The sequence below is a fragment of the Rothia kristinae NBRC 15354 genome, assembly GCF_001570865.1.
GTDB classification, from domain to species: Bacteria; Actinomycetota; Actinomycetes; order Actinomycetales; family Micrococcaceae; genus Rothia; species Rothia kristinae.
Genome location: NZ_BCSM01000003.1, coordinates 197,483 through 217,823, shown reverse-complemented (window position 1 = coordinate 217,823; position 20,341 = coordinate 197,483). Strand labels below are relative to the sequence as shown.

Annotated in this window: 18 protein-coding genes, 1 tRNA gene and 1 pseudogene; 17 read left to right on the top strand and 3 right to left on the bottom strand. The window is 72.4% G+C overall.

Annotated features, from left to right (window positions below; translation table 11 throughout):
• From KKR01S_RS10945 to ilvA, 11 genes and pseudogenes are all read left to right on the top strand, one after another.
• Positions 1–779: pseudogene (locus tag KKR01S_RS10945) on the top strand (ornithinee aminotransferase); the annotation flags it as partial.
• Positions 776–2,689: an adenosine deaminase gene (locus KKR01S_RS11115; protein WP_081101515.1), complete on the top strand. Its 1,914-nt coding sequence runs from the start codon at positions 776–778 to the stop codon at positions 2,687–2,689. The pseudogene KKR01S_RS10945 and the gene KKR01S_RS11115, both read left to right, overlap by 4 nt.
• 167 nt (positions 2,690–2,856) lie before the next feature.
• Positions 2,857–4,146 carry a phosphopyruvate hydratase gene (gene eno, locus KKR01S_RS03395; protein ID WP_058731788.1) on the top strand — a complete coding sequence of 430 codons (1,290 nt, stop codon included), beginning with the start codon at positions 2,857–2,859 and terminating at the stop codon, positions 4,144–4,146.
• Between the two features lie 255 nt (positions 4,147–4,401).
• Positions 4,402–5,001: an FtsB family cell division protein gene (locus tag KKR01S_RS11450; RefSeq protein WP_058750856.1), complete on the top strand. Its 600-nt coding sequence runs from the start codon at positions 4,402–4,404 to the stop codon at positions 4,999–5,001.
• 32 nt (positions 5,002–5,033) lie between these two features.
• Positions 5,034–5,717: a DUF501 domain-containing protein gene (locus KKR01S_RS03385; RefSeq protein WP_404817469.1), complete on the top strand. Its 684-nt coding sequence runs from the start codon at positions 5,034–5,036 to the stop codon at positions 5,715–5,717.
• 42 nt (positions 5,718–5,759) lie between these two features.
• Positions 5,760–6,713: a Ppx/GppA phosphatase family protein gene (locus tag KKR01S_RS03380; protein ID WP_058730217.1), complete on the top strand. Its 954-nt coding sequence runs from the start codon at positions 5,760–5,762 to the stop codon at positions 6,711–6,713.
• Positions 6,714–6,874: 161 nt separating this feature from the next.
• Positions 6,875–8,263 carry an NAD(P)/FAD-dependent oxidoreductase gene (locus tag KKR01S_RS03375; protein WP_061225287.1) on the top strand — a complete coding sequence of 463 codons (1,389 nt, stop codon included), beginning with the start codon at positions 6,875–6,877 and terminating at the stop codon, positions 8,261–8,263.
• A 95-nt stretch (positions 8,264–8,358) separates the two neighbouring features.
• Positions 8,359–8,432 (top strand) — tRNA-Leu (locus tag KKR01S_RS03370).
• Between the two features lie 202 nt (positions 8,433–8,634).
• Positions 8,635–9,522, top strand: coding sequence for a Bax inhibitor-1/YccA family protein (locus tag KKR01S_RS03365; protein WP_081046140.1), 888 nt, complete (start codon positions 8,635–8,637; stop codon positions 9,520–9,522).
• 126 nt (positions 9,523–9,648) lie between these two features.
• Complete coding sequence (locus KKR01S_RS03360; protein ID WP_058730215.1) at positions 9,649–10,947, top strand: AI-2E family transporter; 1,299 nt, start codon at positions 9,649–9,651, stop codon at positions 10,945–10,947.
• The gene (gene ilvA, locus KKR01S_RS03355; protein ID WP_061225286.1) at positions 10,944–12,194 is read left to right on the top strand and encodes a threonine ammonia-lyase; all 1,251 of its coding nucleotides are present in this window, start codon (positions 10,944–10,946) and stop codon (positions 12,192–12,194) included. Before KKR01S_RS03360 ends, ilvA begins: the two co-directional genes overlap by 4 nt.
• 103 nt (positions 12,195–12,297) lie before the next feature.
• Here the strand turns inward: ilvA and greA are convergent, their stop codons facing one another.
• A complete protein-coding gene (gene greA / locus KKR01S_RS03350) occupies positions 12,298–12,798 on the bottom strand; it encodes a transcription elongation factor GreA (protein WP_055684306.1) in 501 nt (166 codons plus the stop codon).
• A 256-nt stretch (positions 12,799–13,054) separates the two neighbouring features.
• On the bottom strand, positions 13,055–13,459 hold the full coding sequence (locus tag KKR01S_RS03345) for a DUF4307 domain-containing protein (RefSeq protein WP_055684307.1): 405 nt from the start codon (positions 13,457–13,459) through the stop codon (positions 13,055–13,057).
• A gap of 103 nt (positions 13,460–13,562) precedes the next feature.
• Here KKR01S_RS03345 and mca point away from each other — a divergent pair, with 103 nt between their 5' ends.
• The gene (gene mca, locus KKR01S_RS03340) at positions 13,563–14,507 is read left to right on the top strand and encodes a mycothiol conjugate amidase Mca (RefSeq protein ID WP_061225295.1); all 945 of its coding nucleotides are present in this window, start codon (positions 13,563–13,565) and stop codon (positions 14,505–14,507) included.
• Entirely contained in the window at positions 14,504–14,893 is a 390-nt protein-coding gene (locus KKR01S_RS03335) for a hypothetical protein (RefSeq protein WP_058743460.1), read from the top strand. The genes mca and KKR01S_RS03335 overlap by 4 nt, the downstream gene beginning before the upstream one ends.
• On the opposite strand, the gene trhA is transcribed toward KKR01S_RS03335, so the two are convergent.
• Positions 14,881–15,672 (bottom strand): PAQR family membrane homeostasis protein TrhA, encoded by a 792-nt coding sequence (trhA, locus tag KKR01S_RS03330; protein ID WP_081046138.1) that lies wholly within the window; start codon positions 15,670–15,672, stop codon positions 14,881–14,883. The genes KKR01S_RS03335 and trhA overlap by 13 nt on opposite strands.
• Before the next feature lie 254 nt (positions 15,673–15,926).
• Here trhA and KKR01S_RS03325 point away from each other — a divergent pair, with 254 nt between their 5' ends.
• From KKR01S_RS03325 to KKR01S_RS11270, 4 genes are all read left to right on the top strand, one after another.
• Positions 15,927–16,688 (top strand): isoprenyl transferase, encoded by a 762-nt coding sequence (locus KKR01S_RS03325; protein ID WP_058730212.1) that lies wholly within the window; start codon positions 15,927–15,929, stop codon positions 16,686–16,688.
• Positions 16,689–16,715: 27 nt separating this feature from the next.
• Positions 16,716–17,237: a prepilin peptidase gene (locus KKR01S_RS03320; RefSeq protein ID WP_061225285.1), complete on the top strand. Its 522-nt coding sequence runs from the start codon at positions 16,716–16,718 to the stop codon at positions 17,235–17,237.
• Between the two features lie 39 nt (positions 17,238–17,276).
• Positions 17,277–17,840 carry an NUDIX hydrolase gene (locus tag KKR01S_RS03315; RefSeq protein ID WP_081046137.1) on the top strand — a complete coding sequence of 188 codons (564 nt, stop codon included), beginning with the start codon at positions 17,277–17,279 and terminating at the stop codon, positions 17,838–17,840.
• A 135-nt stretch (positions 17,841–17,975) separates the two neighbouring features.
• A complete protein-coding gene (locus KKR01S_RS11270; protein WP_061225284.1) occupies positions 17,976–20,294 on the top strand; it encodes a PT domain-containing protein in 2,319 nt (772 codons plus the stop codon).
• The last annotated feature ends 47 nt before the right edge of the window (positions 20,295–20,341 follow it).

Sequence of the window (20,341 nt, the reverse complement as noted above, 5' to 3'; positions counted from 1 at the left end):
CCGGGGACCCGCAGGAGGCCCCCGAGGCCGCCGCGTCCGCCTCCGCCGAGCACGCCGCCGCCGGGGACCCGCAGGAGGCCCGGGAGGTCCCCGAGCAGACCGGGTCCACCGGAGCGGGTGAGGCCGGGGCCGAGCAGCCGGTGCCCGCCGTCGTCCCGGACAGCACCTGGGATGAGGAGCACCAGACCGGGCGCGAGCACCGCGTCGAGGACGCGCTGCCGGAGTCCGCGCCGTCGGTGGCCGAGCACGCCGACATCGCCCCCTCCTACCACGCCCCCGCCCAGGCCCCGGCCAAGCCCTCGGACACCCGCCTGGCCCCCGGCAACCTGGTGCTCACCGAGGCGCAGGTGGTCTCCCGCCTCACCGACGCCCAGCAGGCGCTGTTCGGCCCGCAGGGCACGGCCCGGGACGTCTCCACCGTGCTGATCCGGGTGCGCGCCCTCGGCTCCTACTACGACGCCCTGACGCACGTGCGCGGCAACGGCCTGTGGGATCAGCGCAGCACCTTCCAGCTGGTTCCGGAGGAGGCCCTGCAGGTGCTGGCCCTGAAGGAGGACTCCTACCAGGAGGGCCAGGGCTCCCCGATCGCGATGATGTTCCGCTTCACCCCGGGCATCCCCCCGGAGGTCTCCTTCGACTACGCGGACGAGGAGCGCTACGTCCAGTACCGGGACCGGCTGCCGGCCCAGCAGTACGTGGAGGAGCTGCGGATGTACCCGCGCACCGGGTCCAACATCCCCGAGCACATGAACGAGGCCCTCACGCAGTGGAGCCTGTGAGCCACCAGCCGACGGCCACGGGGGCGGCCAGCGCGCCGCCCCCGTGGCCGTCGGTGTGTCTGCACGACCACCTCGACGGCGCCCTGCGACCGGGCACCGTCCTTCAGCTGGCCGCGCGGATCGGGCACGAGCTGCCCGCGTCCGACCCGGAACCCCTGGGCCGGTGGTTCCGGGAGGCGGCGGATTCGGGGTCCCTGGAGCGCTACCTCGAGACCTTCGAGCACACCGTCGCGGTGCTGCAGTCGGCCGAGGCGCTGGAGCGGGTGGCCCGCGAGTACGTGCTCGACGCCGCCGCGGACGGGGTGCTCTACGCCGAGGTCCGCTGGGCCCCGCAGCAGCACACCCGGGCCGGACTGGACCCGGATGAGGCCGTGCTGGCCGTGGCTCGCGGCCTGGCCGCCGGCGAACGGGAGGCGGCCGCTCGGGGCGAGTGGATCCGGGTGCGCCAGCTGCTGTGCGCGATGCGCCAGCTGGACGGCGCCGAGCGGGTCGCGGACCTGGCCCTGGCCCACCGCGAGCACGGCGTGGTCGGCTTCGACCTGGCCGGGCCGGAGGCCGGCCACCCGCCGTCGGATCACCGAGAGGCCCTGCAGCGCTGCGCCGAGCACCTGCTGCCGGTCACCCTGCACGCCGGGGAGGCCGCGGGGCCGGAGTCCATCCGCTCGGCCGTCGTCCACGGCCGGGCCCGGCGCCTGGGTCACGGGGTGCGCCTGCTCGCGGACGTCACCCGGGACCCGCAGGCTCTCGCGGACCCGGCCGATCCGGCCTCCGGGCTCGTCCTGGGGGAGCTGGCCGCGGGGATCCGGGACGCCGGGATCGGCCTGGAGGTGTGCCCCTGCTCGAATCTGCAGACCGGGGCGGCCCCGCGGGTGGACGACGTCGGGCGCGACGATCCGGCACCGGCGCGCACCCCGGGGGAGCACCCGGTCGCGCTGCTGCGCGCGCTGGGCTTCGATGTGCTGCTCTCCCCGGACAACCGGCTGATGAGCGGCACCTGGATGGCCCGGGAGCAGCAGCTGCTGACCCACCACCACGGCTGGGGCCGGGAGGAGTTCCGGGAGCTGGCCCTGACCGGCGCCCGCCACGCCTTCCTGCCCGCCGGGCAGCGGGAGCAGCTGGCCGAGCGGATCCGGGAGGCCTACGCCGTCCTGCCGCCCGCCGCGCCCGAGACTGAGACTGCCCCCGGCGGCGCCGCGGAGGAACCCGTCGCGCCGCGGGCGGAACGGGCCTTCGGGGATCTGGTGCGGATCATGCGGCGGCTGCGCTCGGAGCGGGGATGCCCGTGGGATGCCGCCCAGACCCACGCGAGCCTCGTGAAGTACCTCCTGGAGGAGACCCACGAGGTCATCGAGGCCATCGAGTCCCCGCAGCGGCCCGGGGTGGATGCCGCGCTGCTGCGCGAGGAGCTCGGGGATGTGCTGCTGCAGGTGGTCTTCCACGCCCGGATCGCCCAGGAGAGCCCGGAGGAGGCCTTCGACGCCGCGGACGTGGTAGCGGGGCTGAATGCCAAGATGATCCGGCGCCACCCCCACGTGTTCGCCGGGGACGCCGCCCAGGCCTCGGAGGATCTGCCTCCGGCCGACGCCGCTCCGACCGCCCAGGAGCGCGGGGCCGCGTGGGAGGAGCTCAAGCGGCGGGAGAAGCCCGAGCGCACCGGGCCCTTCGACGGCATCCCGCCGAGCCTGCCCGCCCTGGCCCGGGCGGAGAAGATCCTGGGCCGGGCCGCGAAGGCGGGCCTGGATCTCCCGCCGGTCGCGGATCCGCCCGGGCCCGACGCCGGGGCGGCGGGGACCGAGGAGGCCCTGGGCGAGGCCCTGCTGGGACTGGTCGTGCGGGCCCGGCAGCTGGGGGTGGACCCGGAGGCCGCGCTGCGTGCCGCGGTGCGTCGCTACGTGCACCGGGTCGGCTGAGCCGCGGCGTCGGCCCCGGTCCGTTCGGCCTCCTCCCGAGCCGTCCAGTTGGGTTTCCCTGAAACTCTGTGTGATCGTGTGGGGAATTGGTAGACTCGTGGCAGAGGGCCCTTCGGGGTCCGAGCACTGATCAGCCCATCATCCTTCCCGATTCAAAGGAGAACACCATGGCTATCATCCTGGACGTGCACGCCCGCCAGATCCTGGACTCGCGCGGCAACCCGACCGTCGAGGTCGAGGTCCTGCTGGAGGACGGCTCCGTCGGCCGCGCCGCGGTGCCCTCGGGTGCCTCCACCGGCGAGTTCGAGGCCGTGGAGCGTCGCGACGGCGACAAGCACCTGTACCTCGGCAAGGGCGTCCTGGATGCGGTCAAGGCCGTCGAGGACGAGATCTCCGAGGTCGTCGTCGGCCTGGATGCCGCGGATCAGCGCGTCGTCGACCAGGCGATGCTGGACCTGGACGGCACCGACAACAAGGGCAAGCTCGGCGCCAACGCCATCCTCGGCGTCTCCCTGGCCGTGGCCCACGCCGCCGCCGAGTCCGCCGAGCTGCCGCTGTACAAGTACCTGGGCGGGCCCAACGCCCACGTGCTGCCCGTGCCGATGATGAACATCCTCAACGGCGGCTCCCACGCCGACTCCAACGTGGACATCCAGGAGTTCATGATCGCCCCGATCGGCGCCCCGAGCTTCTCCGAGGCCCTGCGCTACGGCGCCGAGGTCTACCACACGCTGAAGAACGTGCTGAAGGAGCGCGGGCTGTCCACCGGCCTGGGCGATGAGGGCGGCTTCGCCCCCAACCTGGACTCCAACGCCGAGGCCCTGGACCTGATCCTCGAGGCCATCGAGAAGGCCGGCTTCACCCCGGGCAAGGACGTCGCCCTGGCCCTGGACGTGGCCTCCTCCGAGTTCTACGACAAGGACTCCAAGACCTACTCCTTCGAGGGCGAGCAGAAGACTGCCGAGGAGATGTCCGCGTACTACGACCAGCTGGTCGCCAAGTACCCGCTGGTCTCCATCGAGGACCCGCTGGACGAGGACGACTGGGAGGGCTACCGCACCATCACCGAGCACCTCGGTGACAAGGTGCAGATCGTGGGCGATGACTTCTTCGTCACCAACCCGCAGCGCCTGGCCAAGGGCATCGAGATGGACGCCGCCAACGCCCTGCTGGTCAAGGTCAACCAGATCGGCTCCCTGACCGAGACCTTCGACGCCGTGGAGATGGCCCAGACCAACGGCTACCGCTGCATGATCTCCCACCGCTCCGGGGAGACCGAGGACGTGACCATCGCGGACATCGCGGTGGCCACCAACGCCGGGCAGATCAAGTCCGGTGCCCCGGCCCGCTCCGAGCGCGTGGCCAAGTACAACCAGCTGCTGCGCATCGAGGAGGAGCTGGCCGGCGGCGCCCGCTACGCCGGGGCCTCCGCCTTCCCTCGCTTCACCGCGAAGTGATCCGGACCCGCGGCCGATGAGCCGCGGAGCCCGCCCGCGCGCGCTGAGCGCGCTGAGAGACGACGCCGCCCGGTGCTCGCCGTCCCCTCGCGACCCGAGGGGGCGACGGCGCTGGGCGGCGTCGTTCTTCGCTAGACTGGGCGGGCGGGTCAGCAGACCCGCGCGGGTCCGGGCCGCTTCCGAGGCCGGGATCCGCAAGGACACCGCCGGCGCGGGCCCCGGTCCGCGCCGACAGGGGAGAGGGGCAGTCCCACGATGAGGAATCCGCTGCGCGGCGCGGCCCGCTGGCTCGGCTACACCCGGACCCCCGTCCGCAGCGCCCCCGCATCCCGCCCGACGGCACCTCGACCGACCCGACCGGCGGACTCCGAGCGGCCGCCCGAGGTGGAGCTGGTCGAGCAGGAGGACCCCCAGGGTGCGCTGGTCGGCGCCGAGGACTGGTCCGAGCAGGAGGATCGCCATCCCACCCTGGAGCCGGTGGCCGCCCGCTCCTTCTCCGGGCGCACCCTCCTGCTGCTGCTGATCGCGGCCGTGCTCGTGGTGCCGCTGGCGCCCACCGTGCACCGCTACTTCGCCCAGCAGGCCGAGATCCAGTCCCTGCACCGGGACATCGCCGACCTGCAGTCCCAGCAGGCGGACCTGGAGGAGCAGAAGAAGCGCTGGGACTCGGATGACTACGTCCGCCAGCAGGCTCGTGAGCGGCTGATGTACGTGGACCCGGGGCAGACCCCGTACATGGTCATCGGCCAGCAGGAGGGCCAGGCCCAGGCCGATGACTCCTCCGCGGAGGCCGCGGCCCAGGGCCATCCCGACTGGGGGACCACCCTGTGGGAATCCGTGGCCGGAACCCGCTGACCCCCTTGCCCCACCGACCCCAGGAGACCCTGTTGAGCCCCTCGCCCCAGGACCCGTCCTCCCCCAGCTCCACCCCGAACGCCACCTCCGGTGACGCCGAGCACCGCGATACCGAGCCCACGCAGGCCCCGACCGGCGTCGGGCACGAGGTGCGCCCCGCGACCGGCGTCGGCGTCGACGAGACCAGGCTGGAGCCCACCGCCCAGGACCTGCGGGTCCTGACCCGGATGCTGGGCCGCCCGGTGCGCGACGTCGTGGAGATCCCGGCCCGCTGCGTGTGCGGGAACCCGCTCGTGGCCGCGACCGCCCCGCGGCTGTCCGGGGGCAGCCCGTTCCCGACCGTCTTCTACCTGGCCCACCCCGGGGCCACCCAGGCCGCCTCCCGGCTGGAGGCCGCCGGGGTCATGGCGCAGATGACCGAGCGGCTGGGCCGGGATGAGCGGCTGGCCGCGGCCTATCGCGCCGCCCACGAGGACTACCTGGCCCGCCGGGAGCGGATCGGGCGTCTGGCCGGCACCGGGGAGGTTCCCGAGATCGAGGGCGTCTCCGTCGGGGGCATGCCCGTGCGGGTCAAGTGCCTGCACGCCCTGCTCGGACATACCCTGGCCGTGGGGACCGGCATCAACCCCCTGGGGGATGAGACCCTGGAGGCCGTGGAGGCCTCCTGGTCTCCTTACCGCTGCGCCTGCGATCCCGCCTGGCGCGACCAGGACTGATACGCCCCACCCCTGCCGAGACACCACGGGAAGGACCCGACCATGCGCGTGGGCGCCATCGACTGCGGCACCAACTCCATCCGTCTGCTCATCGCCGACGCCGAGCCCGGGAACCCCGGGGCCCCGCCCCGGCTGCGCGACGTCGTGCGCGAGATGCGCATCGTGCGCCTCGGGGCCGGGGTGGACGCGACCGGCTGGCTCTCCGAGGAGGCCCTCCAGCGCACCTTCGAGGCCGCCGGCGCCTACGCCGAGCAGCTGCGCCGCCACGACGTGGACCGGGTGCGCATGGTCGCGACCTCCGCGAGCCGCGACGCCGGCAACCGGCGGGCCTTCGCCGCGGGGATCCGGGAGCGGCTGGGGATCGAACCCGAGGTCATCAGCGGGGACGAGGAGGCCCGGCTCTCCTTCGCCGGGGCCGCGGCCGCCGTGCCGCAGACCGCCGAGGGTCGCAGCCTCGTCGTGGACATCGGGGGCGGGTCCACGGAGTTCGTGCTGGGCGAGGCCGACGGGGTGATCGCCGCTCGGTCCCTCGATATCGGCTCCGTGCGCCTGACCGAGCGCTACCTCAGCTCGAACCCGCCCACCGAGGCCCAGCTGCGCCGCCTGGTCGAGGACGTCGACGCCGCCGTGGAAGCCACCCTGGAGACCGTCCCGCTGGACACCGCGACCCGACTGATCGGGGTGGCCGGGTCCGTGACCACCGTGACCGCCCGGGCCCTGGGCCTGCGGCGCTACGACTCCCAGGCCGTGCACGGGGCCGAGCTGGGCATCGAGGAGATCACCGCGGCGGCCGGGGAGCTGACGCGGATGACCCGGGAGCAGCGTTCGGACCTGGAGTACATGCCGATCGGGCGGGAGGACGTCATCGGGGCGGGGGCGCAGATCTGGGCTCGGATCGCCCAGCGGATCGGGGAGCTGACCGAGGGCCGGATCCGCGGCGCGGTGACCTCCGAGCAGGACATCCTCGACGGCATCGCCCTGTCCCTGCTCTCCTGAGCGGCGCGCGCCCCGCGGCCCGAGTTCGCACGGGGGATGGCATGGGCGCCATCACGGTGGCAGGATGGGGCGGGTGAACCGTCCGGTCCGGCGTCGCGGGGGCCATCCCCGCCGCGGCGCCACGGGCCCACCCCTCCAGCGCAAGGAGTAGCATTCTCACCATGGCTTTCAACCACCTGGCGAACGATCGCCCCCGTATTCTCGTGGTCGGCGGCGGCTATGTCGGCCTGACCGTCGCCTCCCGGATCCAGAAGGACGTCAAGGCCTCCGGCGGCGTCGTCACCGTCGTGGATCCCAACCCCTATATGACCTACCTGCCGTTCCTGCCGGAGGTGGCCGGCGGCTCGATCGAGTCCCGTCACGCCGTGGTCCCGCTGCGCCAGCACCTGCGCGACAGCGAGATCCTCGCCGCGCACGTGGAGAAGATCGACCACCGCAACCGCACCGCGACCCTGCGCGGCATCGACGCGGGCGACACCTACGAGCTGACCTACGACCAGATCGTGGTCGCCGCCGGATCCGTGACCCGCGCCTTCCCGATTCCGGGCCTGGCCGACGCCGCGATCGGCATGAAGAGCATCGAAGAGGCCGAGCACGTGCGCAACTGGGTGCTCGAGCGCATCGAGGTCGCCAGCCTGCTCAAGGACGAAGACGCCCGACGTCGAGCCCTGACCTTCGTGGTCGTCGGCGGCGGCTTCGCCGGCATCGAGACGATCGGCGAGATCGAGGACATGGCCCGCGACGCCGTGGAGCGCACCTCCCAGCTGCGCTCCAGCGACCTGCGCTTCGTGCTGGTCGAGGCCATGGGCCGGATCATGCCGGAGGTCCCGGAGGCTCGGGCCGAGTCGGTCGTCGCGCACCTGCGCGCCCGCGGCATCGAGGTCCTGCTGAACACCTCCCTCGGGGAGGTGGAGGACGGGCACACCCTGAAGCTGGTGAACATGTCCGAAAAGTCCTCGGCCGGGGTGGTCGAGGCCGACACCCTGATCTGGACCGCCGGCGTGCAGGCCGCGCCGTTCCTGAAGAACTCGGACCTGCCGCTGGATGAACGCGGGCGCGTGCGCGTGGGCGCCGACCTGCGCGTGACCGGCGACGACGGCCCCGTGGAGGGCGCCTGGGCCGCCGGGGACAACGCCGCGGTGCCGGACCTGACCGGCGGCGGCGTCGGCGGGTTCTGCGTGCCCAACGCCCAGCACGCCTCCCGCCAGGGCGTGCGCCTGGCCAAGAACCTGCTGGCCTCCCGCAGCGGCGGACAGCTGGAGGACTACTACCACGAGAACCTCGGTGCGGTCGCCGGGCTCGGGGCGTACAAGGGCGTGGCCAACATCAAGGGCCGTTCCTTCGAGGGTCCGCTGGCCTGGCTGATGCACCGCCTCTACCACGGCTACGCGATCCCCACCGCGGAGCGCTCCGCCCGCGTGGGCGCGAACTGGATCCTGTCCACCGTGTTCGGCCGGGACACCACCCCGATCCGCCACGCCCGGGATCCGCGCCTGCCGTTCCTGGCCGCCACCGGCAACGCCCCGGAGGCCAAGAAGGCCCGGCTCTAGCCCGGTCTCGGCTCCGCGCGGTGCGTCCTCTCCCGCGAGGGGACGCACCGCGCGGGCGGCTCCCGGCGCCCCGGCGTCGGCGGGCCGCCCCCTGCGCCCCAGTAGCCCAATCGGCAGAGGCAGCTGACTTAAAATCTGCGCAGTGTGGGTTCGAGTCCCACCTGGGGCACCGCGACCGTCGCCTCGGGGCGCCTCACGCTCACGCTGTGGGCGATACCCGCCGGCCCGGGCCTGCCCGCAGGCGCCGCCGCCTTGTAGACTGGGCCGCGACGTGTCGTGGTCGTCTGCGCAGCCTGTGGTCCGCGCGGCGGCCGTCGCCAGCGATGCCGTCGACGACCGTGAGCGAACACTCTCAGGAGATGAGAACACCCATGGCCAGAGGCAACCCCCTGATCAGCCGTCTCAGCACCGAGGCGCAGAAGAACCCCTACGCGAACCAGCCGCTGGACTACTACGACGGCGCCGGGCGGGCGACGACCACCCAGGCACCCTCCCCGTACGCGGCGCCGAACCCCGCCGCCGCACAGCCCGGTCCGCAGACCGCCGACGCCGAACAGCTGAACCGGATGTACCAGGCCCCCTCGGCGACCCCGGCCGACACCCGGCGGGCCACCCTCAACGACGTCGTCGCGAAGACCCTGTCCCTGCTGGGCCTGGTCATCGTGGGCGCGGTCGTGGGCTGGTTCGTCCCCGGTCTGGGCTTCCTCGGCGGGATCGTGGGTCTGGTCGTCGGACTCGTGGTGGTCTTCAAGAGGAACGTCTCCCCGGTGCTGACCATGGTCTACGCCGTGGCCGAGGGACTGCTGCTCGGGGCGATCTCCGGGGTCTTCGAAGCCCAGTACGGCGGGATCGTCGTCAACGCGGTGCTGGCCACCGTGGTCGTGTTCATCGGGATGCTGATGCTCTACGCCAAGGCCGGGGTGCGCCTGTCCCAGCGGATGGTCGCGATCCTGGGCATCGGGATGATCGCCTACCTGGTGTTCCTGGTGGGCAACTTCGTCTTCGGGATGATCACCGGCTCCTCGATGCGCGACGTCGAGATCTTCGGCATCCCCCTGGGCATCCCGCTGGGCCTGATCGTCGTGGCGATGGCCGCGATCAGCCTGATCGCGGACTTCCAGAACATCGACGAGGCTCTGCGCGCGGGCGTCCCGGAGAAGGAATCCTGGCGCCTGGCCTTCGGCCTGATCGTGACCCTCGTCTGGCTCTACATTGAGATCCTGCGCCTGTTCAGCTACTTCATGCGCAGCGACGACTGACCCCCTCCCACCCCCGGCCATCGGGCCCCGGGCGCGCAAGCACCGCCGAGACGGCGGCTTCCGCACCGGGGCCCGGTGCCGTGCGGATCCCTTCCACCCATCCCTGAACCCTTGGAGAACCCGCCGATGAGCACCACCGAGGACGGCGCGGTTGAGCCGCAGCTTCCCATCACCACCCCGCCGCCCGGGGACCGTCCCACCGAGCCGTGGACCCGCCGCTCCTCCGGGCAGGCCGGGGACTCCCGTCGCCAGGATCCGCACATCCCCTTCGCCCTGAACACCGCCGCCGCCTGGTCCTGGCGGCTGCTGTTCGTGCTGATCATGGCCGGGGTCATCGTGTGGCTGTCCCGCCCCGTCTCCACGATCCTCGTGGGGGTGGCGGTCGCCGCCCTGCTGGCCGGACTGCTCACCCCCGCGGTGCGGTGGCTGCGCAAGCACCGCATCGGCTCCGGGTGGGCCACCGCCATCACCGAGATCGGTCTGATCGTCGTGGTCCTGGGGCTGCTGACCCTCGTGGGCCAGCAGCTGGTATCCGGGTTCACCGACCTGTCCGATCAGGTGGTGGCCGGCTACCACCAGCTCATGGACTGGCTGGCCGACGGTCCCCTGCACGTCACGGTGGACCAGGTGGACCAGGCGATCAGCTCCGTGACCGCGACGATCAAGGACAACTCATCGCAGATCCTCGCCGGAGCCGCCAGCTTCGGCTCCACCGCCGGCAACGTGGGCGAGGGCCTCGTGATCTGCCTGTTCACGCTGATCTTCTTCCTCCTCGAGGGGGAGCGGATCTGGCTGTTCCTCGTCGGCCTCGCCCCGAAGAGCGCGCGCCGGGCCGTCAACGGCGCCGGTCGCCGCGGCTGGCACTCCCTGGTCTCCTACACGCGCATCCAGGTCTTCGTGGCTTTCGTCGACGCCGTCGGCATCGGACTGGCCGCGTTCTTCCTCCGGGTTCCGCTGGCCTTCCCCCTGGCGGTGCTGGTCTTCCTCAGCTCGTTCGTCCCGATCATCGGCGCCCTGCTGTCCGGCGCGGTCGCCGTGCTGCTGGCCCTGGTGGCCAACGGGCCCATCAACGCCGTGCTGATGCTCGCCGCGGTTCTGCTGGTCCAGCAGATCGAATCGCACCTGCTGCAGCCCCTGGTCATGGGCAAGGCCGTCTCCCTGCACCCGCTGGCCGTGGTCCTGGCCGTGGCCGTGGGCACCACGCTGCTGGGCATCGTGGGCGCGGTGTTCGCCGTGCCCGCCCTCGCCGTGCTCAACACCGTGATTCGGTATCTGGCCGGCAGGCAATGGGAGCAGGATGACGCCATCCGCACCGAGCCGTTCCGCTTCGACTGGGAGATCGCCAAGGCCAGGAAGAAGTCCCTGAAGCAGAAGGCCAAGGAGAAGCTGCGCGAGGAAGCGCACCCGGAGGAGCAGACCGCATGAGCGCGCTGGAGCAGCTGCCCGTCACCTTCGAGCAGATCCAGGAGGCAGCCCACCGCCTGGACGGCATCATCGAGACCACGCCGATCGCCCACTCGCGGGCCCTGGAACGGCGCATCGGCTCCCCGGTGCACCTGAAGGCCGAGAATCTGCAGCGCTCCGGGTCCTTCAAGGTCCGCGGCGCCTACAACCGCATGGTCCGGCTCACCCCGGAGCAGAAGGCGGCCGGCGTCGTCGCCGCCTCGGCGGGCAACCACGCCCAGGGGGTCGCGCTGGCCGCGTCCAAGCTGGGACTGGAGGCCAGGATCTACATGCCGCAGGGAGCGGCCCTGCCCAAGATCGCCGCGACCCAGGGCCACGGGGCCCAGGTGGTGCTGCACGGCACCACCGTCGACGAGGCGCTGGCCGAGGCCAAGCGGCATGCGGATGAGACGGGCAAGACCTTCATCCACCCCTTCGACAACGCCGACATCATCGCCGGTCAGGGCACCCTGGGCCTGGAGATGCTTGAGCAGGTCCCGGACGCGGACACGATCATCACCGGCGTCGGCGGCGGCGGGCTGCTGGCCGGGGTCGCGATCGCCGCCAAGACCCTCGCGGCCCGACAGGGCCGCCCGATCCGGGTGATCGGGGTGCAGGCGGAGCACGCGGCCGCCTACCCGCCGTCGCTGGCCGCGGATGCGCTGGTGCCGCTGAAGAAGATGTCGACCATCGCGGACGGCATCGCGGTCGGGCGGCCCGGGCAGCTGCCGTTCTCCATCATCAAGGAGCTGGTGGACGACGTCGTCACGGTCTCCGAGGACGACCTCGCCCGCGCGCTGATCTTCCTCATGGAGCGGAACAAGCTCGTGGTGGAGCCGGCCGGGGCGGTGGGGGTCGCGGCCCTGATGAACGGGACCCTCAACGAAGCCTACGGGAACCTCGGCACCACGGTGTGCCTGCTCTCCGGGGGCAACATCGACCCGATGCTGATGCTCAAGGTCATCCAGCGGGGCCTGTCCGCCGCGGGGCGCTTCCTGACCGTGCGCATCATGCTGACCGATCACCCCGGGGAGCTGCGCGACATCTCCCGGATCATCGCCGAATGCGATGCGAACGTGACCGGCGTGGACCACACCCGGGTCGGCGGGGCGCTGTCCATGGGGGACGTGTCGATCACCATCGACATGGAGACCAAGGGCAAGGACCACTCCCACGAGGTCCTGGAGGCCCTCCAGGCCGAGGGCTTCCGCCCCGAAGTCATCAACTGACCCACCCCCTGCCGCACAACGGGAGATGCTTCCCATCTCGGGACGTGTCACGTCCAGGAATGGGAAGCATCTCCCGCTCTGCGGTGGAGTAGGAGGAAAGGGGTCAGTAGGGCTTGGCGGCCAGGACCTTCAGCGGGATGTCCTTGCCGTTGGGGGCCTGGTAGGTCAGCTCGTCGCCCACCTTGTGCCCCATGATGGCCTGACCCATCGGGGACTTCTCGCTGTAGACCTGCAGGTCGTCATCGCCGACCAGGGTGTCGGCGACCTCGCGGGAGCCCAGCAGGAACGTGATCTTCTTCCCCGCGATCTCCGCTTCCACGCGCATCCCGGGCTCCACGACGCCGTCGTCGGCGGGCTTCTGGCCCACCTCGGAGTTCTCCAGGAGGTACTTCAGCTGCTGGATGCGGCCCTCGTTCTTGCCCTGCTCCTCCTTGGCGGCGTGGTAGCCGCCGTTCTCGCGCAGATCGCCCTCCTCGCGGGCGGCTTCGATGCGGTCCACGATCTCCTGGCGCTTGGGGCCCTCGCGCTCCTCCAGCTCCGCCTGGAGGCGGTCGTAGGCCTCCTGGGTCAGCCAGGCTGCGGATTCGGTGGTCTCTTCGGACATCGTGTCTCCTCGGTCGGGACGCCCGCCGCGGGCCCCGGACGGTCCGGGCGCGCTTGCGGGCCGGTGCCGGGGTCTGGCCCCGGGCCGACGCCGCGAGACGGCGTGCGTCTGGTCATGCAGATCAGGCCCGCAGCGGACCGCACGGGGTCGGGCTGCGGGTGACGTCAGGCTCCCAGTGTAGCCGCGCGCGGCGCGCCGCCGGCCGATTAAGCTCTGCGGAACACCGATGCCGACGCCGACGCCGACGCCGTCGCGCTCACGCGCCGTCGACGACCCAGCAGGATTCCACGGTGGCGGTCTCGGCCCGCCCGGTGGTCAGCAGGTCCACGTGCTGGCGCGAGGTGGCCCCGGCGTCGCGGCCCACCTGGATCTCCTTCCAGCCGACCACGGCCCGCTGATCGTTCACGGCCTGCACCGCGCAGCGCACGTCGTCGTCCGGGCGCTTGGTGAGGTCGAAGTCCAGGGAGGTGCGCAGCGGGGAGCTGACCTGCACGCTCTTCTCCTGGTAGGTCGGGGCGGTGCCCCGGTGGGCGGCGATCCAGGCGACGAAACCGGAGGCCAGCACCAGCACGAGCACCGCCAGCAGGGCCAGCGCACGCCGCGAGGGCCGGGTGCGGGCGGGCTTCTTCCCGTAGCGCTGGTCTAGAGTGGAGGAGGTCAATTCGCTCGCTTCCGGCGGGTGCTCATGGACTGATCCCCACTCTAGCGAAAAGGATGTGTGCCAGGCCGTGCCAGAGCCGCTCAAGACCCAGACCGCAGGCCCCGTGGTCCCGCTCGACGCCGCCCTCGCCTCGGATTATTCGGGGCTGCGGATCCTCGCCGTCCACGCGCATCCCGACGACGAGTCCAGCAAGGGCGCGGCCACGATGGCCGCCTACGCCGCGCGCGGCGCCCGGGTCATGGTCGCCACCTGCACCGGCGGGGAGCGCGGGTCCATCCTCAACCCGGGCGTGGAGCGCAATCCCCGGTCCCACTGGGACCTGCCCGGGCTGCGTCGGCAGGAGATGGCCCGGGCCCGGGAGATCCTGGGGGTCGAGCACCGCTGGCTGGGGTTCACGGATTCCGGTCTGCCGGAGGGGGATCCGCTGCCGCCGCTGCCGCAGAACTCCTTCGCGACCCTGCCGCTGGCCCGGGCCGCAGCGCCCTTGGTGCGTCTGGTGCGCTCCTTCCGCCCACACGTGATCCTCGCCTACGACGAGAACGGCGGCTACCCGCACCCGGACCACATCATGAGCCACCGGGTGGCCGTGGAGGCCTGGGACGCGGCCGGGGACCCCGAGCGCTATCCGGGGACCGGTGAGCCCTGGACGCCGCTGAAGCTGTACTACGACCGGGCCTTCAACGTCGAGCGCTTCCAGGCCCTGCACGAGGCGCTGGTGGAGCGCGGACTGCCCTCTCCATACGCCGAGCGGCTGGCGCAGTGGGCCGAATCCGAGCCGGAGGGCGCCCCGCCGGTCTCCCGCCACGAGACCACCACGCAGATCCCGATGGCCGACACGCTCGCGGTGCGCGACGACGCGCTGCGCGCCCACGAGTCCCAGGTGGACCCGGAGGGCTTCTTCTTCGCCGTCGCCCAGGATATCCAGCGCGAGGTGTGGCCGTGGGAGGACTACGTGCTGGCCGCCAGCCGCGTCCCGGAGAGCCTGCCTGAGCACGATCTGGCCGCCGGGATCGGCCTCGACGCCGCACCGGCGGGGGAGCGTCGATGATGGGCGCACCGGTCCTCGCCCTCGTGGGCCCCGTCCGGACGGCTGCGCTCGCGGCCGCCGAGCAGAGTCCCTCTCTGAAGCCCGGGCTGGACACCGCCGACGTCTCCCCGGGCACGGTGGGCTTCCTGGCGACCCTGGTGATGGTGATCCTGGTGATCCTCGTGGCCCTGGACCACACGCGGCGCCAGCGCCGGATGAAGAACCGCTTCGACTACGCGATGGCCCGCGCCGAGCAGGACCGACGCCGCGCCGAACAGCCCGAGGAGCGGGCGGGCGACGGCGGGGCCGCAGCCGCCGCCGGGACCGGCGAGCGCGAGGAGACCGCCGAGAGACCGACCGAGCAGAAGGACCCGGGCACGGGTGCGGACGGGGATCAGCCGGCGTAGATCGAGAACACGATGGCGATCCAGTGGCAGATGAACCCGAGAATCGTGCACACGTGGAACAGCTCGTGGAAGCCGAACACCGCAGGCGCCAGGTGCGGGCGCTTCAGCGCGTAGAACACCGCTCCGACGATGTAGCAGGCCCCGCCGCAGCAGATCAGGATCGTCGCCGTCGGGCTCACCGCCCAGAAGTCCCCCAGGAAGAACACCGCGGCCAGGCCCATGACCACGTACAGCGGTGTGTAGAGCAGCCGCGGGGCGCCGGTCCACAGCACCCGGAACAGCACCAGCAGCAGGGCACAGCCCCAGATGCTCCACAGCAGGATCTGCGTCTTCGGCGGGTCCAGCATGGTCAGGGCCAGCGGCGTGTACGTGCCGGCGATGATCAGGGAGATGTTCGAGTGGTCCAGGCGCTTGAAGACCATCCGGGTCCGATCCGGCCAGTACGCCCGGTGGTACATCCCGGAGACCCCGAACAGGATCACGCTGGTCAGCGCGAACACGGCGCAGGCCAGGGACAGCGCCCCGCCGCCGGCCAGCACGATCAGCACGATCCCGGCCGCGAAGGCCACGGGAGCGAAGGACGCGTGGATCCACCCGCGCCAGGCGGGCTTGCGCTCCAGGACCTCGGCGAAGCGCTCGGCCGCGGTGACGGCGGCCTCCTCCGCCCGGTCCGTGGCGCGCCGGGTCGCCGCCTCGGCCCGATCCAGCAGGCTGGCGGCGTCCGCCTCCCGGTGCGGATGGCCGGACTGGTTCCCATGCTGCGTGCGCGACGGCGCCATGACGGCGGCCCCTTCCTGCCGGTGCGGGATGCTGTGGTCATTCTAGTCCTCGCGTCCGGATGCCGGCCCCGGTGGCCCCGACTCGGCGCGGCTCGCGGTACGGTGGGGACTGACCGACCGCCCGACGCGGCCGACGCTCGGGGTGGGCGCAACCGCCGCCCGGTGCGCCGACCCGCCAGCCCAGCGCCCGGTCGGCACCGCACCCGAGGACGGGTGCGCAGGAGAGCCGAGGGGCGCGCAGGAGAAGGACCGAGATGAAGCTGCGCAAGCCGCTGTACAGCGTGTACGAGCGGAACCTGGTCGCCGGGATTCCGGCGGAGCGCCTGCCGAAGCACGTGGGGGTCATGGTGGACGGCAACCGTCGCTGGGCCGCCCTGATGGGCCAGACCACCCGGCACGGACACCAGGCCGGGGCGGAGCGGATCCAGGAGTTCCTGGGCTGGTGCCGGGAGCTGGGGATCGACGTCGTGACCCTGTACATGCTCTCCACCGAGAACCTCAGCCGGCCGGCCGAGGAGCTGACGGACCTGCTGGGGATCATCGAGGAGCTGCTCACGGGCCTGGCCGATTCCCGGGTGGCCCGGCTGCAGCCGGTCGGCGCCCTCGAGCTGCTGCCGGAGGGTCTGGCCGCGACCCTGGAGCGGGCCACGGTGAGCACCGCCGAGGTGGAGGGGCTGCACGTGAACATCGCCGTGGGCTACGGCGGACGGCAGGAGATCGTGGACGCGGTCCGGGAGCTGCTGCGCGACGCCGCCCGGGAGGGACGCGAGATCGCCGAGCTCGCCGAGACCCTGGGGGCCGAGGACATCGAGAACTACCTCTACACCCGGGGCCAGCCGGACCCGGATCTGGTGATCCGCACCTCGGGGGAGCAGCGGCTGTCCGGGTTCATGATGTGGCAGTCCGCGTACTCCGAGTTCTACTTCTGCGAGGCGCTGTGGCCGGATTTCCGGAAGGTGGACTTCCTGCGGGCCCTGCGCGACTACGCCGGGCGGCAGCGGCGCTTCGGCTCCTGAGACACCGGGCGGGAAGGGGAGCAGACCATGGTGCGGATGCTCGGGGACTGGGCGGCGGCCGGCCGATACGGCGCCGTCGCGCTGGGGGCGGCCGGGGCGCTGGCCTTCCTGGTGCTGGCCGCGGTGCTCACCGTGATCGACGCCCGCGAGCACCGGCTGCCGCGGGCCTGGGTGCTGCCGGCCTACCCGGTGCTGGGCATCCTGCTGGGTGCCGCCTTCGCGCTCGGCGAGGGACCGGGAAGCCTGCTCGGCGGGCTGCTGGGCGCGGCGGGCACCGGGATCTTCTACGGCGCGGTGCGCCTGGCCTCCCCGGCGGCGATGGGTTTGGGTGATGTCCGCCTGGCCCCGCTGCTGGGCTGGAGCCTCGGGCTAGTCTCCGTGCCGCACGCCCTGGTCGGACTGCTGCTGAGCTTCCTGCTGGCCGGGCTCTGGGCCGCGGGGCTGATCCTGCTGCGCCGGGCGGATGCGGACTCCCACGTGGCCTTCGGCCCCTGGATGCTGCTCGGCACGGCTGCGGCCTGGCTGGCCCTGCCCGCCTGCCTGCTGTGACTCCCGTGATCCCACCGACGCATCGAGAAGGAGAAACCCATGCCCACCCCTGAGTTCGTGCTGAGCATCCGCGAGAAGATCGGCCACGACCTGCTGTGGATGACCGGGGTCACCGCGGTGATCCTGGATGACCGGGAGCGGATCCTGCTGTGCCGGCGCGCGGACAACGGGGCGTGGACCCCGATCACCGGGATCGTGGATCCGGGGGAGCAGCCGGCGGACACCGCCGTGCGGGAGGCCGAGGAGGAGACCGGAGTGCGGATCGCGGTGGAGGGGCTGGCCTCGGTGCTGAGCAATCCGCCGCTGGTCTTTCCCAACGGGGACCGGGCGCAGTTCCTGGATCTGACCTTCCGATGCCGCTGGGTCGGCGGGCGGGCCCGGGTCAACGACGAGGAGTCCACCGCGGTCCGCTGGTTCCCGCTGGATGATCTTCCCTCCATGTCCGAGCGGATGCACCGGCGCATCGCCGCGGCGCTGGGGTTCTCCGGGCGCACCGACTTCGCGGTCGGCGGCGCACAGAGCAGGGAAGCGCAGAACGGGGGAGCCGGGGACTCGGGATCCCCGAGCGGCCGCGGATCCGAGGCGGCGTCGGACCCTTCGTAGCGCTAAAGACTAAGGGTGTACTCAGATGAAGATCAGGTAATCCTTACGGGCACCTGAGCCGACCCGCAGGTCGGCCTCACTCTGTCATTGCGCCGCACCGGGTGCTGCGGACGAAAGCATCTTCAAGGAGGATCGATGCGCCGAGGACCCGCGCTGTCCGCGATCGCGACCCTGTCGACCCTGACCGGAACCGTCCTGGTGGCCCCCGCCCAGGCGAGCGAGGGGGTCAGCCTCTCACCGGAGACCACCATCACCACCGGCGGACGCCCCCGGGACCTGGACGTGGACGCCGCGCGCCAGCAGCTGTCCGTGCCCGTGCAGCAGGACTCCATCCTGCCCGGGCAGGACGCCGACGCGCCCGTCGGGCACATCGCCCGGATCGACCTGGCGAACCCGCAGACCCAGCAGCGGCATCAGGTCACCCAGCCGCGGCCCAGCGACGTCGTCTCCAGCGCCGACGGGTCTCGGCTGTACGTGCTCAACGCCTCCCACGGCTCCATCACGGTGCTCGATGCCCGCAGCGGGGCCGTCGAGCGGGAGATCGAGGGCGTGGTCACCTCCTCGAACGGCATCGTGCTGGACTCGGACAGCGGCGACCTGTACGTGTTCGACAACTTCGGCCTGCAGCGGGTCATCCCCGGCACCGGGGAGGTCATGGAGCGCACCGAGGTGAGCCGGCACGAACGGCCCTTCGTCCGGGATGCGGTCTACGACGCCCAGCACCGGCTGGTGTGGCTGGCCAACGCCAATGAAGGTGTGGTCACCGCGTACTCCACCGTGACCCACCAGTGGGTGCGCACCGTGCGGGTCCCGGTGGCCGAGTACCGGTTCGAGGACACCGTCCTGGGAGCGAATCCGCGATCGCTGGCGATCGATCCCCAGCTGGGCAACCTGTACATCGGCACCAGCGGCAGCAAGGTCGCGGTGGTGCAGACCTCCACCGGCAAGCACCTGGGGGCTCCCATCTCCGTGGTGGGGGAGTCCACCTCCCTGACGGTGAACCCCCGCACCCACGAAGTCGTGGCCGGTCACGGCCGGGCCAACACCGTCTCGGTGATCTCCCCGCAGACCTGGACCGTGGCCTCCTCCCTCGATCTGCACGCGGCGGGGATCACCGGTCCCGCGGGCTTCTTCACCTCGGACGTGACGGACGTGGAGACCGGGGCGGACGGCACCGGGGTCTACGTCTCCCACGAGCGCACCGGCCGGGTGTCCATCCTGGACCGGTCCGGGGACATCCCCGAGGTCACGCCGCTGAGCGTGGCCCCGGGGCAGGACGAGGCGCCGGACCCGCAGGAGCCGGGGCCGGGCGGCGAGCCCTGGGATGGTCCGGCGACGGCGGACCCCCTGCAGCGTCCCGCCGATGCGGTGGAGGTCTCCCACCCGAGCCTGTCCTGGGCGGTGAACGACTACATGCGGTCCTGGACCCCCGAATCGCTGGGCCCGGTCACCCGCGAGGGGCAGCAGTACGTCTTCGGTGAGGGCCGCGGCTGGTACGACGGGCGCAGCGGACGGGCCTCGGTGGCCTGGGACGGCGGGGTGCGCATCCGGCACTACGCGATCATGGCCCCGGGGGTGATCACCAGCTTCGGGAATCCCCGCCTGGATGTGGAGGCGGACGGCTCGGCGCGACTGAGCGTGGAGCTGAGCTGGATGCTCAACGACGAGAACAGCGGCGGGTACCACCGGGTCACCATGGCCACCTTCGATCACGTGGAGCTCAGCCGGGAGGGCCAGCGGGTGACGGTCACCGGGACCCCGGACTTCGCGGGCCGCGAGTACCGCGAGGGCGACCGGGTGTTCTCCGGGTCCTTCCCGGGGGAGTTCATCGACGCGCTGCACCCGGATATGCGGCCCCGGTGGTATGCCTCCGGGTCCGGTGGGGACGCCAAGAAGACCCCACTGCCGCTGTCGGTGAGCTTCGACGCCGAGCAGAAGGCCGCCGAGCCGACGCCGGAGCCGACCAGCGAGCCGACGGCCGAGCCGATGGCGGAGCCCACGGCCGAGCCGACCGCTGACCCCACCGCGGAGCCGACCGCGGAGCCCACCAGCGAACCGACCGTCGAGCCCACCGCCGAGCCGATGGCCGAGCCCACCGCGGAGCCGACGTCGGACCCCGCCGACCCGACCGTGCTGGCGCCCGGCGGTGACGAGGACGCCGACGCCGAGGATCCGGAGGGTGCTCAGGAAGTGGGCGGCGCGGGAACCGCGCAGCCCGGCCCCGATGACTCGGCCGACCGCTCCGATCGGGCCGGAGCCGTCGGGACCGGCGGCGGCAACAGCCCCGAGAACGGCGGCACCGGTGGACCCAGCGATGCCGGCTCCGGCAACGACGGCTCCGGCGGCGGCCTGGCGGCCACCGGGGCCCGCACCGGCGGGTACCTGGCGGTCGGTGCGCTCCTGCTCGCCCTGGGCGCCGGTGCGCTGACGCTGCGGCACCGTCGCCGGGCCTGAGCCCGAAGACACGGAAAGGGCCCCACCCCGCGCGATCGCGGGATGGG